The organism is Enterobacter sp. RHBSTW-00175, from assembly GCF_013927005.1.
Lineage (GTDB): Bacteria > Pseudomonadota > Gammaproteobacteria > Enterobacterales > Enterobacteriaceae > Enterobacter.
This window is the reverse complement of sequence record NZ_CP055930.1, coordinates 298735-315845: the sequence shown is the minus strand read 5'-3', so window position 1 is coordinate 315845 and position 17111 is coordinate 298735. Positions and strand designations below refer to the sequence as shown.

Below are 17111 nucleotides of genomic sequence, written 5' to 3'. Positions count from 1 at the left end.
ATCCTGGCACGTCAGCGTAGAATATCGGTCTTTGCATCTGTCAATCCCGACAGATTCAGTCAGATACCGAAGGAAATAAAATATATCAGTCCTATACATTATAAATGTTTAGACCAATAAATTACCGTGACCGTTATCCCGCATTACAACCAACCCTCTGCGGAGACCAGGCGCATAAGTTTTATAGTTGTTATACTTTTTCAACTCCAAACGAAATTATCCCCCTAAGTAGGGGGTTCTTCATTCACCTAATCGAAGGATTTTTTCAGTCTCACTAAGAGAGAACTATTAGGGTGTAAATATCTTCTCAATCAGGCAGTCTCAATGAATAAAGTGCACTAAATGATAATGAAAGTGATATTGAGAGGTGATTTACATTCTTGAGTGTAACCATTCTAATGGCTAAAATTATTTCATGGCAGGTTTCTCTTAAAGTGGTTGTTTATATTTCTTACACCATGAGGCACAACCGTTTTATTATTCACAGGTTGCAATAAGTAAAGGTTTGAGCATAAATGCTGATACTATTCTGTGCTCTCTGAAAGCGTGGCTTATCTCATTTTTCAGAATTAAATAAAGGACTATACCGCTGAGGTTGTCACCTGGCGGAGCCGCCGCTGGCTTTCGTCGTCTGCGGGGTTAATAACCATCATGATTTAGTCCGGTCGCCCATCAACGATAAATGTCGAAAACTCCAGTGCGATATCCTCCAGTTGCTTTGTCGCCAATGCCATGAACTACAGCGAGATCCCACACTAGCGCATTTCATTCGCCCGGCGAAAGCGTCCTTCATAGTCAAAGACCTTTTCACGCACCTGCCAGAACTGGCCTTTCTTGCGGGCGACGACAAAATCTGGATGGCGCAACAGCACCTGCTGATGCACGATATCGGCCACCGTTATCCAGCGCAGAGGCACTCCTGGAGTACGAGTATGCGGGCGGATAAAAAGTTGTTCAAAGGCCGTTCTCTGGGCTGGTGTGTGCACCCTGAATCGCTCGCTGACGTCGGCCCCGTCCTCGTCGTAATAGGTAATTTTCAGCCACTCACCTTTTTCATCTGCACCCGGCTGTAACGCCATACCGGAACAGCGAAGCACCAGCGCATCTTTGAGCTTAAGCGCAGCCTTCAGCATATCGTCCGGGTCGACCAGTATCGTGTCACATTCCCGGCAGCGTCGGGCGGCAATGTCGTTTTCGGCATTACACTGTGGGCAGTTTTTAAAGCGGAAACGAAAATCGCACTGCTCACGATGCCCTTCGTCATCTTCAAACCAGCCCTGGCAGCGGCGCCCGAAATGTTCAATCAGCGTGCCGTCGGCGGTGGTTTTGCCCCAGAAGGTATTGGCGAAACCGCAGGCCGGACAAAAGACCTGAACCGGCACATTGTCACTTTTCCCTTTCGGTGTACCCACTTCCGGGGAATAGAGATCGTGCGGGTTTCCGGCGTAGTCCAGAATCAGGCAATCGGTTTTACCCGGTGCCAGACGCAGGCCGCGCCCGACGATCTGCTGATACAGGCTGACGGATTCTGTGGGGCGTAAAATGGCAATCAGATCGACGTGCGGCGCATCAAATCCGGTGGTTAACACCGAGACGTTTACCAGATAGCGGAACTGCTGTTCCTTGAAAGCGTTAATCAGCGCGTCACGTTCAGGGCCAGGGGTTTCGCCGGTAATGAGCGCAACGTTCCCTGGCGGAAGTAAGCCGGTTATTTCCCTGGCGTGCTCAACGGTGGCGGCAAAGATCATCACCCCTTTGCGCGTCTGGGCGAATTCTTCAATCTGGCTGATGATATGCGGGGTAATACGCTGTTGTTTTTTCAGCTCATGGTTGAGATCGGCTTCACTGAATAAGCCGTTGCTTTGCGCCTGTAAGCGGCTGAAATCGTACTGCACCACGGGCATATCCAGGCGTTCGGGTGGCGTCAGATAACCATGTTTAATCATATAGCGCAGCGGGAGTTCATAGATGCAGTCGCGGAACAGCGCTTTCTCATCCCCGCGAACCATCCCATGATAATGAAAGTGATAAATCCAGCCTTTCCCCAGGCGAAACGGCGTGGCGGTCAGGCCGAGCAGGCGCAGGTGAGGATTTACCTCTTTCAGGTGCGAAAGGATTTGCTGATACTGACTATCGTCATCATCGCTGATGCGGTGACACTCATCGACAATCAGCAGCGAGAATTCGCCTAGAAAATGTTCCAGATTACGCGCAACCGACTGCACGCTGCCAAACACCACTTTGCCGTGGCTCTCTTTACGTTTAAGCCCGGCGGCGAAAATATCAGCCTCCAGGCCAAGCGCACAATATTTGGCGTGGTTTTGCGCCACCAGCTCTTTTACGTGCGCCAGCACCAGCACGCGCCCACGCGCCAGGCGCGCCAGTTCGGCGATCACCAGGCTTTTTCCAGCCCCCGTCGGGAGCACAATCGCAGCCGGTTCTTTATGTTTTCGAAACCAGGAGAGGGTGGCGTCGACGGCTTCCTGCTGATAGGGGCGAAGTGTAAAAGTCATGGGTTCTCTGATTGGTTAACTCATCCATAGTATGCCACGAAACTTTTTCCCTTGAGTGGCGCAACCAGACCATTATACTGAACGACTCTTGACTGCTTCTTTTTTCGGACGCGTCGTCCGACTTCCAGCACCATTAAGGCTAAAAAGACTTCATGCGACTTGATAAGTTTATCGCTCAGCAACTCAGCGTTAGCCGCGCTATTGCCGGGCGTGAAATTCGCGCCAGCCGCGTTACCGTGGATGGCGACATTGTAAAAGACACGTCCTTCAAACTTCAGCCTGAACATCAGGTGGAGTACGACGGTAACCCGCTGACTCAGCAAAATGGCCCACGCTATTTCATGCTGAACAAACCGGAAGGTTATGTTTGTTCCACGGATGATCCCGATCATCCGACGGTCCTCTATTTTATCGACGAGCCTGTGGCGCACAAGCTACATGCGGCCGGGCGTCTTGATATCGACACCACCGGGCTGGTGCTGATGACTGATGACGGTCAATGGTCACACCGCATTACGTCCCCGCGCCATCTCTGCGAAAAAACCTACCTTGTGACGCTGGAATCGCCGGTGTCCGATGACACAGCAGAACAATTCGCAAAAGGCGTTCAGCTGCATAATGAGAAAGACCTGACGAAACCGGCTGTGCTGGAAGTGATAGCCCCGACCGAGGTGCGTCTGACTATCAGCGAAGGGCGCTATCATCAGGTTAAGCGCATGTTTGCAGCTGTAGGAAATCATGTTGTGGGCTTACACCGTGAGCGTATTGGTGCGATTGAACTCGACCCGGAACTTGAACCAGGTGAATACCGCCCATTGACGGAAGAAGAAATCGCCAGCGTAGGGTTGCCTTCGCGCTAATTTCAGGAGAACTCTGTGACCACCAGGCCACACTCGTCTTTCAAAATTGTTTTCATCCTTGGCCTGCTGGCCATGCTGATGCCATTGTCCATCGATATGTATTTGCCAGCACTGCCGGTCATTTCCGCGCAGTTTGGCGTACCGGCGGGCAGCGCGCAGATGACACTCAGTACCTATATTCTTGGCTTTGCGATTGGGCAGCTGTTATATGGGCCAATGGCCGACAGTCTTGGCCGTAAACCGGTCATTCTGGGTGGCACGCTGGTGTTTGCAGGTGCAGCAGTCGCCTGTGCTCTGGCGCAAACTATCGATCATCTGATTGTCATGCGCTTTTTCCACGGGCTTGCAGCGGCGGCGGCCAGCGTAGTAATTAACGCCCTGATGCGCGATGTGTATCCGAAAGAAGAGTTCTCCCGCATGATGTCGTTTGTCATGCTGGTCACTACCATTGCCCCGCTGATTGCGCCGATGGCGGGTGGGGCGGTGTTGGTGTGGTTTAGCTGGCACGCGATTTTCTGGATCCTGGCGCTTGCGGCGCTGCTGGCATCGGCGATGATTTTCTTCTTCATCGATGAGACGCTACCCGTTGAGCGTCGGCAGAAATTCCACATCCGCACCACGCTGGGTAACTTTGCTTCACTGTTCCGCCATAAGCGTGTGCTGAGCTATATGCTGGCGAGCGGTTTTAGCTTCGCCGGGATGTTCTCTTTCCTGAGTGCCGGGCCGTTTGTTTACATCGAGCTTAACCATGTTTCACCGCAGCATTTTGGCTATTACTTTGCGCTGAACATCGTGTTCCTGTTTATCCTGACCATTATCAACAGCCGTTTTGTCCGGCGGGTTGGGGCGCTGAACATGTTCCGTGCCGGGCTTTGGATCCAGTTTGTGATGGCTATCTGGCTTGTGGTGAGCGCGTTTCTGGGGATCGGTTTCTGGGCACTGGTGCTGGGCGTTGCGGCGTTTGTGGGCTGCGTGTCGATGATCTCCTCAAACGCGATGGCCGTTATTCTTGATGAGTTCCCTCATATGGCGGGGACGGCCTCATCGCTTGCGGGGACGTTTCGCTTTGGCATTGGTGCTATTGTGGGGGCGCTGCTGTCGATGGCAACGTTTAACACCGCCTGGCCGATGCTGTGGGCTATCGCTTTTTGCGCAACCAGCTCCATTCTGTTCTATCTCTACGCTAGTCGCCCGCGAAAAACGGCGCACTGAATCACTTAAAAGGCCCGTTACGGGCCTTTTTGTTGATGCATATCAACCAAAGCATCGTTCGTTTACCCCGTATTTGTTTCTTTTATGTAAAATCTATTTATGTAAAAAGTCACATCATTGTAGTTAAAAAGGTTGAGTTAGATCGCAGAAACGGGTACATATAGCGCCGACGCGAACCTGCACCTCCTTTAAAAAAGCTCGGATAAATAAGATGCTAATGCCCGTAAACTGCGGCTGTAAGCGTTTTCTTATCAAAAACAGGGCAGGTTAGCGACGATGTGTTACTATGAATGTAAATAAATTGTGAAGTAAATTTTGCTTCCGGGGAACGAACGTGAATACATTACAACTCTCCATAGTCCATCGCTTGCCCCAGAGCTATCGCTGGTCGGCGGGTTTTGCAGGTTCGAAAGTTGAACCGATTCCGCAAAACGTGGCCGGGTGCGAGAATTGTCTGGTCGCGCTCAAACTGCTGAGCCCAAGCGATGAAAGCGCATGGCCGGTAATGGAGCGCCTGAGCCAGGCGCTGACGGATATCGAAGTCGACAGTTCAGTACTGGAGTGTGAAGGTGAGCCGTGCCTGTTTGTTAAAAGCCAGGACGAATTTGCCGCTACCTGCCGACTGAAAAACTTCGGTGTGGCGATTGCAGAGCCATTTTCAGGGCAATATCCTTTCTAAGTGCTAGCTTAAGGCTAACAGCTGGCGCGTGTAGCTCTGCGTCGGTGCAGTGAACACGTGCTGGCACTCCCCTTGCTCTACCACTTCCCCCTGTCGCAACACAATCACCTGATGGCATAGCGCACGGACGACCTGTAAATCGTGGCTGATAAAGATATAGGCCAGCCGGTGTTTTTCCTGTAACCCCTTCAGAAGCGCTAAGATCTGCGCTTGTACGGTTCTGTCGAGCGACGACGTAGGTTCATCCAGAATGATCAACTCAGGCTTGAGGATCAGGGCGCGGGCGATGGCGATACGCTGACGCTGCCCGCCAGAGAACTCCGCCGGGTAGCGATGCCGGGCCCGGGGCTCCAGACCCACTTCTTCCATTACCCTTATCACCTCTTCTTCGCGCTGCTGTGGCGTGAGGGCCGGGCGGTGAACGCGAAGTCCCTCTTCGATAATTTGCAAAACGCTCAGTCGAGGGTTGAGCGAGGAGTTGGGATCCTGAAACACCACCTGCATTCGCGGGCGAACGGGCAGCATCTGGCGGCGGTTCCAGCTGTGTAACGGCATTCCGTCAAACTGGATTGTCCCCTGAGAGGTGATTAAGCGCAGCAGCGCCAGGCCGGTGGTACTTTTGCCCGAGCCCGATTCACCAACCAGCCCCAGCGTTTCTCCTGGCCGCAGGGAAAAGCTGATGTTTTTCAGCACCGGATTTTCATCGACAATGCGCCTTAACAGGCCTTTGCGTATCGGGAACGAAACGGCCAGATCGGTAACGCTTAGCAAAGGCACGGTGTTCACGGGAAGCGGGACCGGGTCGCCAGAAGGCTCACTATCAAGCAGACGTTGTGTGTAAGGGTGCTGAGGGGCGTTCAGGAGCATGTGCGCGGTGTTTTGCTCAACACAGCGCCCGTTTTGCATCACCGCAACGCTGTCTGCCAGTTTTTTCACGATGCTAAGATTATGCGTGATGAACAGCAGGCTCATATTCAACTCATCTTTCAGCTCCCGCAGAAGCTGAAGGATTTGCGCCTGTACCGTTACGTCCAGTGCGGTGGTGGGTTCGTCGGCAATCAGCAGTTCCGGGCGTGTCAGCAGGGCCATCGCAATCATCACGCGCTGGCGCTCTCCCCCTGAAAGCTGATGTGGAAAATCGCTCAGCCGTTTAGCCGCATGGCGAATACCCGTGCGTTCAAGACAATCCAGGATCTCGCCCCGTGCCGCCTCTTTACGCATTCCCCGGTGCAGCGACAAGACTTCGTACAGCTGTTTTTCCAGCGTATGCAGCGGATTAAGGGACACCATCGGTTCCTGAAAGATCATGGCAATCTTATTCCCGCGAATGCCACGCAGCGTGTGTTCGTCGGCATGTAACAGCGACTTACCCTGAAACAGGATATCGCCTTGGGGATAACTCACCGGCGGCGAGGGCAGCAAACGCAGTACGGAAAGGGCGGAAACACTCTTACCTGAGCCCGACTCACCCACAAGCGCCAGCGTTTCGCCCGCCTGGATGCGCAGCGACAAATCGCTGACCACGGTGCGAGTTTCACCCTGATTCGAAAACGCAATCGACAGATTATCGATACTGAGAAGGGGTTGCGTCATCTTATACCGCCTTGTTCGGGTCAAAGGCATCACGCACTGCTTCGCCAATAAAAATCAGCAGCGAGAGCAATACTGCCACAGAAAGGAAGGCTGTTATGCCAAGCCAGGGCGCCTGCAAGTTATTCTTGCCTTGCAGCAATAATTCACCGAGCGAAGGCGACCCAAGCGGCAACCCGAACCCGAGAAAATCGAGCGACGTCAGGGTGGTGATGGAGCTGCACAAAATAAATGGCAGGAAGGTGAGGGTAGCTACTACGGCATTGGGGAGCATATGGCGGAAGATGATCCCCCGATCGCTGACCCCCAGCGCTTGCGCGGCGCGGATATAATCAAAATTACGGGTGCGTAAAAATTCAGCGCGAACCACGCCCACCAGCGCCATCCAGCCAAAGAGCACCGTAATGGCCAGTAACCACCAGAAGTTTGGCTGCACCACGCTTGAGAGCAGGATAATTAAAAACAGCGTTGGCATCCCGGACCAGACCTCAATCACGCGTTGTCCCCAGAGATCGATTTTTCCGCCGTAATAGCCCTGAACCGCACCGGCCACAACGCCCATCACGCTTGAGAAAAGCGTCAGCATCAGTCCGAAAAGCAGGGAGATACGCGTACCGTAGAGAATGCGTGCCAGAACATCACCACCGTTTGCATCGGTTCCCAGCCAGTTTTGCGTGGAAGGGGGCGACGGGAAGGGGGTGGATGTCGCATAGTTAATGCTGTTCGCACCAAAGCGGACAGGGGCCCAGAGCGCCCAGCCGTGTTGGTCTATCTGTTCGCGAAGCCATGGATCCTGATACTCCGCCGGCGTGGCAAAGGGGCCGCCAAAATCGCTTTCGCTGTAGTTTGCCAGCACCGGGACATACCATCGGTCATTAAAATGCACCAGTAGCGGTTTATCGTTAGCAATCAGTTCAGAACACATGCTGAATATAAAGATCACGGCAAAAATCCACAGTGACCAGTAGCCGCGGCGATTGTGGCGAAAACGGCCCCAGCGGGCCTGGTTGACGGGGCTTAAACGCGGCATCAGCGACCCTCAAAATCGATTCGTGGATCAACCAGCGTATAGCTGATATCACTGATGATATTCAGCAGCAGGCCAATCAGGGTGAAAATGTAGAGTGTGCCAAACATCACAGGGTAGTCGCGCGAGACGGTGGCCTCATAACCCAGCAGACCCAGGCCGTTTAACGAGAACATGACTTCTATCAGCAGCGAACCGGTAAAAAACATACTGATGAACGTGGCAGGAAATCCGGCAATTACCAGCAGCATGGCGTTGCGGAACACGTGCTTCCACATAATCTGCTTCTCAGCCAGGCCCTTTGCGCGCGCGGTCACTACATACTGTTTGCGGATCTCATCCATAAAGGCGTTTTTAGTAAGCATGGTCAGCGCCGCAAACCCGCCAATCACCGTAGCGAGGACGGGCAGCGTGATGTGCCAGAAGTAATCAGCGATCTTTTTATACCATGGCAGAGTGCTAAAATCGGCTGACACTAACCCGCGCAGCGGGAAGACGTCGAAGTAACTGCCACCGGCAAAAAAGACAATCAGCAAAACCGCGAACAGGAACGCCGGGATGGCGTAACCAATGATAATAAATGTGCTGCTCCAGATATCGAACCGACTGCCGTTGTAAACCGCCTTGCGGATCCCAAGCGGAATAGACACCAGATAGATAATCAGCGTTCCCCACAGACCGAGCGTCACGGAGACAGGCATGCTTTGTTTGATCAACGTCAGGACTGAGGCGCTGCGAAACAGGCTGTCGCCAAAGTCAAAACGTACATAGTCCCAGAGCATTTTGAAATAACGCTCATGAATGGGTTTATCAAAACCGTAGCGGTGGGTTATCTCAGCGATCACTTCGGGATCAAGCCCGCGTCCGCCCCGGTAGTGGCTTTCGCTGATATTACCTGTCCCGGTTCTGGCGTGGCTGGCGCTCAGGTTTTCACCGCCGCCGCCGGGCATTCCGCTGTTATTGCCAAACTCAATGGCGGCAATAGCCTGATCAACCGGGCCGCCTGGGGCGATTTGCACGATAAAAAAGTTAATGGTGATAATTGCCCACAGCGTAGGGATAACCAGCAATAAGCGGCGTATCAGATAAGCACCCATTTTGGTTCCTTAACGCCGCTCTGCGGGCAGTTTGGCGGCTTTATTAACGTCGTACCACCAGTTATCGAATCCCAGTGAGTAAATGGGGCGTACGGCGGGCTGCGAGAATTTGTTCCATTGGGCCACGCGGTCTTCCCCCATATACCACATCGGCAGCATGTAGTAATTCCAGGTTAACACCCTGTCGAGGGCACGCCCTAAAGGTAACAGTTTGTCCTTATCTCCCTGTGCCGCCACGATTTTGGCGATCAGCGCATCAATAACCGGACTTTTAACGCCAGGTGCGTTATAGGACGAATTGATGTAGCTGGAGGCCCACGAGATTTGCAGATCAGAGCTTGGCCACGGCTGGGCGGACCACAGACGCTGCATCATATCGTAATCGCGGCTGCGCATCCGGTTGGTTATCTGCGCGTTATCGACCTGGCGAATGTTCATGGTGATGCCAAGTCTGGCAAGATTCTGTTTAAACGGCAGCACCCACTGGTCATTTCCGCCCGAAGAGAGCAAAAGCTCAAAGCTCAGCGGTTTACCTGTTTGGGTATTGATCCGTTTTTGATTTTTCAGAACCCAACCCGCGTCATCCAGCAGTTTGCTGGCTTTCAGCAGGTTTTCGCGATCAAAGCCCTTACCGTCGGATGTCGGTGGCTGAAACACGGTGGTAAACACCTCTGGCGGGATCTCCGCTTTCAGTGGAGCCAGCAGGGTGAGTTCATCGGCGTCCGGGTAATTACGCGCGGCATATTCGGTATTCTGGAAATAGCTGTTAGCGCGGCTGTAGGCGCCGTAAAACAGCGCTTTGTTCATCCATTCAAAATCAAATGCCAGGGTAATGGCCTCGCGAACCCGGCGATCGGTAAAGACAGGGCGCTGGATATTGAACGCCAGCCAGCGCGTATCTTGCGCAGACTCATTTTTGTGTTCGTCTTTGACGATATACCCATTGGTGAAGTTTTTGCCGATATAGCGAGTGGCCCAGTTTTTGGCGCTGTTCTCCACGCGTAAATCAAAGGCACCGGCTTTAAAGGCTTCGAACGCCACGTTGTCGTCGAGATAGTAATCATAGCGCAGGGTATCGAAGTTCCAGCGGCCACGATTTACGGGCAGATTGGCAGCCCAGTAGTCTTTTACGCGGGAATAGACCACATATTGCCCCATGCTCCAGTCCGTAATGCGATAAGGCCCGCCCGCCAGCGGCGGTGTGGATAAGGGGTCGCTAAGTTTATGGTTTTTCCAGAAAGACTCTGGCATGACGGGCAGTGAGAACAGGCTGAGCATGTTCTCTTTATTCGGTTCACTCAGTTCGATGCGCACAGTCAGCGGGGCGATGGCCTTAACCGTTGCGCCTTTATACACCAGGCGGAACTGGGGAACACCTTCGGTCATAAACTTATGAAACGTGAAGGCCACATCGCTTGCCTGAACATGCGAGCCGTCATGGAAACGAGCCTGAGGGTTAATCGATATTTCTGCCCAGGAGAAGTTATCTGCGTAGCGGACGTTGTCTGCCACCAGTGGATAATAGCTGCCAGGCTCATCGTCAGAGGTGACAAAGAGCGTGTCGTAAAGTGATTCAGTACGCGCCGCCGCCACGCCACGTAACGCGAAGCGGTTAAAGTTATCAAATGTCCCGGTCGCCGAGAGCGTCACTTTCCCGCCTTTGGGGGCTGCAGGATTGACGTAGTCGAAATGATTAAAGTTAATGGCGTACTTAGGCTCACCAAGCACGGCAAATGCGTAGTTTTCTTTGATGGTTTCCGACTGACCGGAAAAACTGACGAATGCCAGCAGCAGCAACACGGAGCGCATTAACATCTTGCGGCGGTTCCCTCTTTTATTCTGACTCATGCGCGTCGGCGCACTTAGTTAAGCTGAATAATAAGTGACGCCGCCACCGTTGTGAAATTATTCACGGTCAGGGTGCATATCCGGCTGCCATTTTCTGAATTGCTCCAGCGGCATCGGGCGACTTATCCAGTATCCTTGCAGGAAATTCACCCCGTGCTCGCGCAGCCAGGCGGCCTGTTCGGGGGTTTCTACCCCTTCTGCCACGGTGGACATATTCAGGCGTCTTGCAAGCGTCAAAACGGCATCAAGCACCGGAGAGGTGACGGTTTCAGTACCAATTGCGTTCACAAAACCACGATCAATCTTGAGATAGTCCATCGTGAAACGTTCAAGATAAATCAGCGCACTGTGGCCGGTGCCAAAATCGTCAATTGCAATTTCAAACCCTTCGTTGTGTAACCACTCGAAAAGCTGGTTGGCTTCACGCTGCTGAATCATGTCGCGTTCGGTTATTTCCAGTACTGTCTGGAAATGATCCCGCGGGAGAGCGGCATTGAAGGTGCGCATATCTTCTTTAAAGCTGTCAGCGTGCAGATGCCCTGGTGCGATGTTAATCCCCAGTTTTGCCCCCGGCGGTAGCATCGTTTGTAAAAGCGGGGCATCCCGGATGATGAGATCAAAAAGATGGAGCGTGAGCGGGACAATCAGTTTCTGTGCTTCAGCAAAATTGATAAAGGCATCCGGTGGGATCTCTCCCATCGTCGGGTGTTTCCAGCGCATCAGCACTTCAACGCCGCGCATTTTGAGTTCTTTAGCATCCACTACCGGCTGGTAGACCACATAAAACTGGCCAAGCTTGATGGCGGTTAAAATTTCTTTTCCCGGGTTCAGGCGGATAGTCAGGATATAGAAACTGAGCGAGCCAGCCGCAATACCACACACCAGCCCAAAAAAGAGCGCAAACAGCAGCTCATCCGTCGTCCACTGTTCGGCATACAGATTAATAGTGAGGGGAAAATCTTTCAGTGTGGCGGTGCGGGAAGGGGGTTCACGGAGATCGTGCGTCTTGAGCAGAGAGCCAGACATCGTCGATAACGCCTGGTCGCCAATAATCACCGCAATGCCCGCAAACTCGTCCTGGCGCGCAGTGTAGAGCAGATAAGGGGTCAGATTGATATTAACTGACGTAAAGACACCGCCGTCTTTCACCAGTGGATTTCGATACCAGATAGCTATTGCCGGCTTATTGGGCAGCATAGGCGTGCCAGGCAACAGCACCATATCGAGTGGCTTGTTGATATGCAGCTCAGGTATGAGCTCTTCCAGTGGGACGTCCATCGGCCCGGTCGCGGAAGAGCAGAACGCCTTTTTATCCCTCACCAGCAAAAAAGCGCGAACGTTGATGCTAAAGGCGGCGCGGGAGGTTAACTCAGCGCTAACGTCGTGGCAATTATTCAGGGTGAGCGGCTGGAGCGTATCAATTGAGGTTTTTAGTTCTTCGAAATAGCTCTCCATGTAAACGCTCAAATCCGTAATTAAGGTGTCGAATTTGACTTCCCGCTTATGGTAGCTCCAGAAAAACTGCAATGTCCCCAGGAGCAGAGCAATGAAGAAACCAGCGAGAATACTGACGGTAAGGATCTTGCGGTTACTGGACAGGTAGCGGGTGAACATAGACGTCGTGGTTCCTGGATTGCCGTGAGTGCCATCAGCACGGCTAAACTTACGTTATGACAAGACTACAGCCTGGTACAGCGTAAAGTGAATTTCGAGTGACAGGCAAAAAAAAACACTGCCGAAGCAGTGCTTTTTTTTGTCGTGTTACTAGCCAAGGGATAACCGGCAACATGACAGATTAACTGCGGGTCAGAACTCGTCGCGCTTCGTTGTAGCGCTTCTTCCAGTAAGGTTCATTCATACTGGAGATAGTCACACCACTGCTGGTGGAAGCATGTACAAACTGGTCGTTACCAATGTAGATGCCAACATGTCGACCCGTAGAGCCTGCACGGAACAGGACTAAATCACCTGTACGCAGTTTGGTACGAGAAATCGACTTGCCCATCTCCTGCTGTTCATAGGTTGAACGCGGAAGATCTAACCCAAACTGCTCGCGGAAAGTACGCTGTACAAAACCGGAACAATCGATACCTGTTTTGGTGCTGCCACCCAGACGATAACGCACGCCTTTCCAGCTAGCATACTGATCCATAATTCGGGACTTCACGTCCAGGTTACGAACCATATTCTCAAATTCATCCTGAGAGGCTTGCAGTGAAGAGGAATCTTCCATTCCCACAACACGCGTCTCAGGATGCATATTCTTCGCGGTGTTAGATGTACTACATGCTGAAAGCAGTACCGCAACTGCAATCGCCGGGATCCCCCGTAAGATATATCTCAAAATCGGTTGAGATTTGACCATTTTGTTTATTTTCCCTTGAAGTCCTTAACGATAAATATCGTTATAAAAATGCCAACCGTGACGAGACTAATTATCTGTTCACAATGAGACAATTCTTTCTGGTCAGATTTGTGGCACAACGCACAAAATTATTCACCCTGAAAATAATTGTCTCTATGGGGCAAAACGAGTTCGAGATTAACCGATTGGCAGGGGCATTGCGAGCAAAAATATCCGTTTTTTTATAAGAAATTGTGATACACAAAGTGAATAAACGGAATTGCTCAAAATGAAGTCAATTTAGGTTAAAAACCGTGCAATGCATTCATTTATATCACGAATAGTATTACGAGATTATGACAGAAACGGCAGGATTTGGGTGAAAATCCATCAAGGATCGAAAATGATCCCTGATGGATAACCTGAATTTAAGTTAATTATTTGTTTTGAACTTGTTGCATTCGACAGGGCAGATGGCGATCAAATAGCTCTATTATCCAGTCGCTCAAAGGTGTCATCAGGCACCACGGCAGTGCTATAAGCGCAACGGAAAGGGAGCCAACGGCAATATCAGTGAACCAGTGAGCGCCAATCATTACCCGTGGGAAGGCAAAAACCACAAAAATAATCAGGGCAACCGTGAACGCTTTTTGACCGAAATAACGAAGCATGATTGCAGCAAAAATAAGCAACATCATTCCATGATCACCCGGGAAACTGTCTTTAGAGGCATCTTTTGTCGGAACAGACAACAGCTCGCTGACGCGATGGATATTGTCGAAAAAGAGCGTTGGGCTTGAGCGTTTCACGGGAATAATGTTGGATGCCAGCTGATTAATCGCTACTGCCAGCAGTAACATCACCAGACCAATAATCAGAATACGGCGGCGTCCTGATTTATCTTCTTTCAGCCAGAAAGAGAGCATCAGGCCACCCATCGCCAGCAGCGAACAGCCGTCGAAAGCGCGATTGTTGGTGAGGGCTACCAGCCACAGAAAAGCCTGGCTCTTCACTAATTCTTCGTTAAAGAAGTGGAAAATCGCGGAATCCAGCGGGAACCAGAAACCGTGATTCGCTGGAAGATACCAGGAGAAAAAGAGCGCCAGGCCGGCAACGTTAAGCAATAAAATCAGGGGAAATCGAGTCGTCATCACTATTCAGCATACAGTTAAATCAGGGGCAACGTTAGCCGCCCGAACTTAAACGAAGCTTCAACAGGCTGGACTGCAAGGCGTTCCAGTCGGTGTTAACCGCACTAATTAACTCTATTCGGCTATCAGGCGGCGCGACATTTTGGGTTTCAATGAAGAAATCTTCTCCCTGACGGTTGATGCGAACCAGACCATCCTGCGTACGCATGATCCCTTTCACGCGATCCACCGGGGCAAGCCTCGCCCACTCCAGGATCCCAATGGTGTCAAAAACCGTATCGGCATCGAAAATCCAGCCGCAGGCCTGATGCCCCTGGCCGCTATTCAGGTTACGACGCCAGCGCTGATGTTCAGGCAGGCTCAGTGCTGCCAGACCCTGCTTGGCGCTTTGGCTGTGGCTATGCGCTGCGCTGGCAGGCAGTTCAGCCTGATTCAGCCGGGGAAGGTCGAGCAGGGCGTTGTCAATCTTGCCCTGTGTGCTGTAAACACGCTGACGTTCACCGCCAAAATGTTGCCACCAGGTATCAAACGCCACATGGCTTTCTGCGGTTGCGCGATCCTCTTTATTGGCGATGACAATATCGGCGCAGGCAAGTTGATCACGGAAGTTTTCATTGTTAACGGCTCGTTCATCCAACAACTGACGTGGATCAAGCAGGCACAGCGTCGCCCGCAGATCGATCCACGGCTCGTACACGGGCGCGGTCAGCAAATCGAGAATTTGTTTTGGATGGCCGAGCCCGGTCGGTTCAATCAGCAGACGGTCTGGCTTGCCCTGGCGCAGCAGAGTGTTTAGTCCAACCTGCATGGGTAAACCATTTACACAACACATGCATCCGCCGGGGATCTCTTTGATCAACGCGCCGCTGTCCGCCAGCAATGCGCCATCAATACCGACCTCGCCAAATTCGTTCACCAGAACGGCCCATTTTTCTGCCGGATCTTTATTGGCCAGCAAATGCAGAATTGAGGTGGTTTTACCGCTGCCGAGAAAGCCGGTGATAAGGTTGGTTTTGGTCACGTGCGCTCCAGAAATCAGTGTGATGCTATGCACATTATCCTGACGAAAAAAGAGCGCAATGAGAAGGGGGAAAGGCGAACGGAGAACATTTCCATTCGCGTTAAGCGCAATTATCGCTAAATATTTAACGTTTCGATAACAGCCTGGCGCGCACCACGCTGTGCAATACGCTGATAGGCCTGATTGACCGCGTCAACAAACAGCGGCGATTGCGGCAGGTCCTGGCCGAAGATTTCATTCAGCGTCAGCAGAGCATTTACGCGCTCGTCATTACTGCTGGCATCGACAATCGCGCGGATCTTATCGCTGAGCGGATCGCGCACATCAATGGCGTTGCCACTGTCATCCACACCGCTGACATAACGGATCCAGCCAGCAACGCCTAACGCCAGCAGCGGCCACGCGCTGCCACGCTCCAGATGAACACGAATACCCTCCAGCATTCGCTGAGGCAGTTTCTGGCTACCGTCCATGGCGATTTGCCAGGTGCGGTGCTGTAACGCCGGATTGGCAAAACGGTCAATCAGACTATCGGCATACGCCGTGAGGTCAACGTCGGTGATACGCAGCGTAGGAGCTTGCTCATCCAGCATCAGTCTGCGTGCAGCGGTGCGGAAGCTGGCATCCTGCATACAGTCACTGATATGTGCGTATCCGGCAAGATAACCCAGGTAGGCCAGGAAAGAGTGACTGCCGTTCAGCATCCGCAGTTTCATCTGTTCCCAGGGTAAAACGTCCTGCACCATCTGCACGCCAGCCAATTCCCACTCAGGGCGTCCGGCGACAAAGTTGTCTTCGACGACCCACTGAATAAAAGGTTCGCAGCTGATGGCACAGGGATCTTCAACGCCCAACGCTTGTGTGATTTCCGAAAGCGAGGCGTCCGTAGCGGCGGGGACAATTCTGTCTACCATCGTGCCCGGAAAACTGACATGTGCGCTAACCCACTCGGCGAGTTCGGCTGAACGCTTCTGGGCCATCCCCAGTACCGCATTTTTCACGACATGGCCGTTGTCCGGGATGTTATCGCAGGAAAGTACGGTAAATGGCGGCAAGCCGCGCTCGCGACGCCTGTGCAGGGCCTCCACCAGGATCCCTGGTGCGGAATGCGGTTCGCAAGGTGTTTCCAGATCGTGAACAATGCGGGCATTGTTCAGATCCAGTTTCCCGGTGGCCGGGTCAATGCAGTAGCCTTTTTCAGTGATGGTGAGTGAAACAATGGCTACCTGCGGCTCACAGAATTTCTCAATGATGGCAGCCAGTGAATCCAGCTTTGCATTCAGGCATTCATGGACGGCACCGACAACGATCGGCTGATTTCCGTCGGCCCCTTTTTCCATCACGGTAAACAGGTGGTCTTGTGCGCGCAGCTGGCTCATCAGCACATCACCGCTGAAGAGGCTTATTTCACAAATCCCCCAGTCGCCTCCTTTCGCATTCAGTACGCGATTGGTCAATAGTGCCTGATGCGCGCGGTGAAAAGCACCAAACCCAAAGTGAACGATACGTGAGCGTAACTGCTGGCGATCGTAGCGTGGCTGCTGGACGTGGGCAGGAAGCGAGGCGGAGGCAATAGTCTTCATTAAGTACACACCTGATTAACCATTAATTAACAACGTCAGTGTAAAGTTATATGACAACAAATTAAATTGGTGAGCCGTAAATATCCCTGTTCTGTGAGTTTGATCAATCAATGTGTCGCGGTGTGTTGACCCTTCCCATTAAACATGTATGGTAGTCGTCATTGCATTAACATGTATTGGTATAAC

13 protein-coding genes are annotated in these 17111 nt (G+C 52.1%); 3 read left to right on the top strand and 10 right to left on the bottom strand.

What is annotated here, in order from left to right; all coding sequences use genetic code 11:
* Positions 1 to 755: 755 nt before the first annotated feature.
* Positions 756 to 2513 (bottom strand): DEAD/DEAH box helicase, encoded by a 1758-nt coding sequence (locus HV107_RS01450; RefSeq protein ID WP_182061783.1) that lies wholly within the window; start codon positions 2511 to 2513, stop codon positions 756 to 758.
* A gap of 152 nt (positions 2514 to 2665) precedes the next feature.
* On the opposite strand from HV107_RS01450, the gene rsuA reads away from it, so the two are divergent.
* The 3 genes from rsuA (at position 2666) to HV107_RS01435 (ending at position 5264) form a co-directional block, all read left to right on the top strand.
* The gene (rsuA, locus tag HV107_RS01445; RefSeq protein ID WP_182061782.1) at positions 2666 to 3373 is read left to right on the top strand and encodes a 16S rRNA pseudouridine(516) synthase RsuA; all 708 of its coding nucleotides are present in this window, start codon (positions 2666 to 2668) and stop codon (positions 3371 to 3373) included.
* 15 nt (positions 3374 to 3388) lie between these two features.
* The gene (locus HV107_RS01440) at positions 3389 to 4585 is read left to right on the top strand and encodes a Bcr/CflA family multidrug efflux MFS transporter (protein ID WP_182061781.1); all 1197 of its coding nucleotides are present in this window, start codon (positions 3389 to 3391) and stop codon (positions 4583 to 4585) included.
* A gap of 334 nt (positions 4586 to 4919) precedes the next feature.
* Positions 4920 to 5264, top strand: coding sequence for a YejG family protein (locus HV107_RS01435; protein ID WP_014071058.1), 345 nt, complete (start codon positions 4920 to 4922; stop codon positions 5262 to 5264).
* Positions 5265 to 5267: 3 nt separating this feature from the next.
* Here the strand turns inward: HV107_RS01435 and yejF are convergent, their stop codons facing one another.
* The 9 genes from yejF to HV107_RS01390 all read right to left on the bottom strand — a co-directional run bounded on the left by yejF (position 5268) and on the right by HV107_RS01390 (position 16925).
* The gene (yejF, locus tag HV107_RS01430) at positions 5268 to 6857 is read right to left on the bottom strand and encodes a microcin C ABC transporter ATP-binding protein YejF (protein ID WP_182061780.1); all 1590 of its coding nucleotides are present in this window, start codon (positions 6855 to 6857) and stop codon (positions 5268 to 5270) included.
* A 1-nt stretch (position 6858) separates the two neighbouring features.
* Positions 6859 to 7884, bottom strand: coding sequence for an ABC transporter permease (locus tag HV107_RS01425; RefSeq protein ID WP_182061779.1), 1026 nt, complete (start codon positions 7882 to 7884; stop codon positions 6859 to 6861).
* Entirely contained in the window at positions 7884 to 8978 is a 1095-nt protein-coding gene (locus HV107_RS01420) for a microcin C ABC transporter permease YejB (RefSeq protein WP_182061778.1), read from the bottom strand. The genes HV107_RS01425 and HV107_RS01420 overlap by 1 nt, the downstream gene beginning before the upstream one ends.
* Positions 8979 to 8987: 9 nt before the next feature.
* Positions 8988 to 10793, bottom strand: a complete 1806-nt coding sequence (locus HV107_RS01415; RefSeq protein WP_182061777.1) for an extracellular solute-binding protein — start codon at positions 10791 to 10793, stop codon at positions 8988 to 8990.
* A 90-nt stretch (positions 10794 to 10883) separates the two neighbouring features.
* The gene (locus HV107_RS01410; RefSeq protein ID WP_182061776.1) at positions 10884 to 12440 is read right to left on the bottom strand and encodes a cyclic di-GMP phosphodiesterase; all 1557 of its coding nucleotides are present in this window, start codon (positions 12438 to 12440) and stop codon (positions 10884 to 10886) included.
* A 181-nt stretch (positions 12441 to 12621) separates the two neighbouring features.
* A complete protein-coding gene (gene mepS / locus HV107_RS01405) occupies positions 12622 to 13191 on the bottom strand; it encodes a bifunctional murein DD-endopeptidase/murein LD-carboxypeptidase (RefSeq protein ID WP_014071052.1) in 570 nt (189 codons plus the stop codon).
* A 416-nt stretch (positions 13192 to 13607) separates the two neighbouring features.
* Entirely contained in the window at positions 13608 to 14321 is a 714-nt protein-coding gene (locus HV107_RS01400; RefSeq protein WP_182061775.1) for a phosphatase PAP2 family protein, read from the bottom strand.
* Positions 14322 to 14355: 34 nt separating this feature from the next.
* Positions 14356 to 15342, bottom strand: coding sequence for a GTP-binding protein (locus HV107_RS01395; protein WP_182061774.1), 987 nt, complete (start codon positions 15340 to 15342; stop codon positions 14356 to 14358).
* Between the two features lie 116 nt (positions 15343 to 15458).
* Positions 15459 to 16925: a mannitol dehydrogenase family protein gene (locus HV107_RS01390; RefSeq protein WP_182061773.1), complete on the bottom strand. Its 1467-nt coding sequence runs from the start codon at positions 16923 to 16925 to the stop codon at positions 15459 to 15461.
* Between the last annotated feature and the right edge of the window lie 186 nt (positions 16926 to 17111).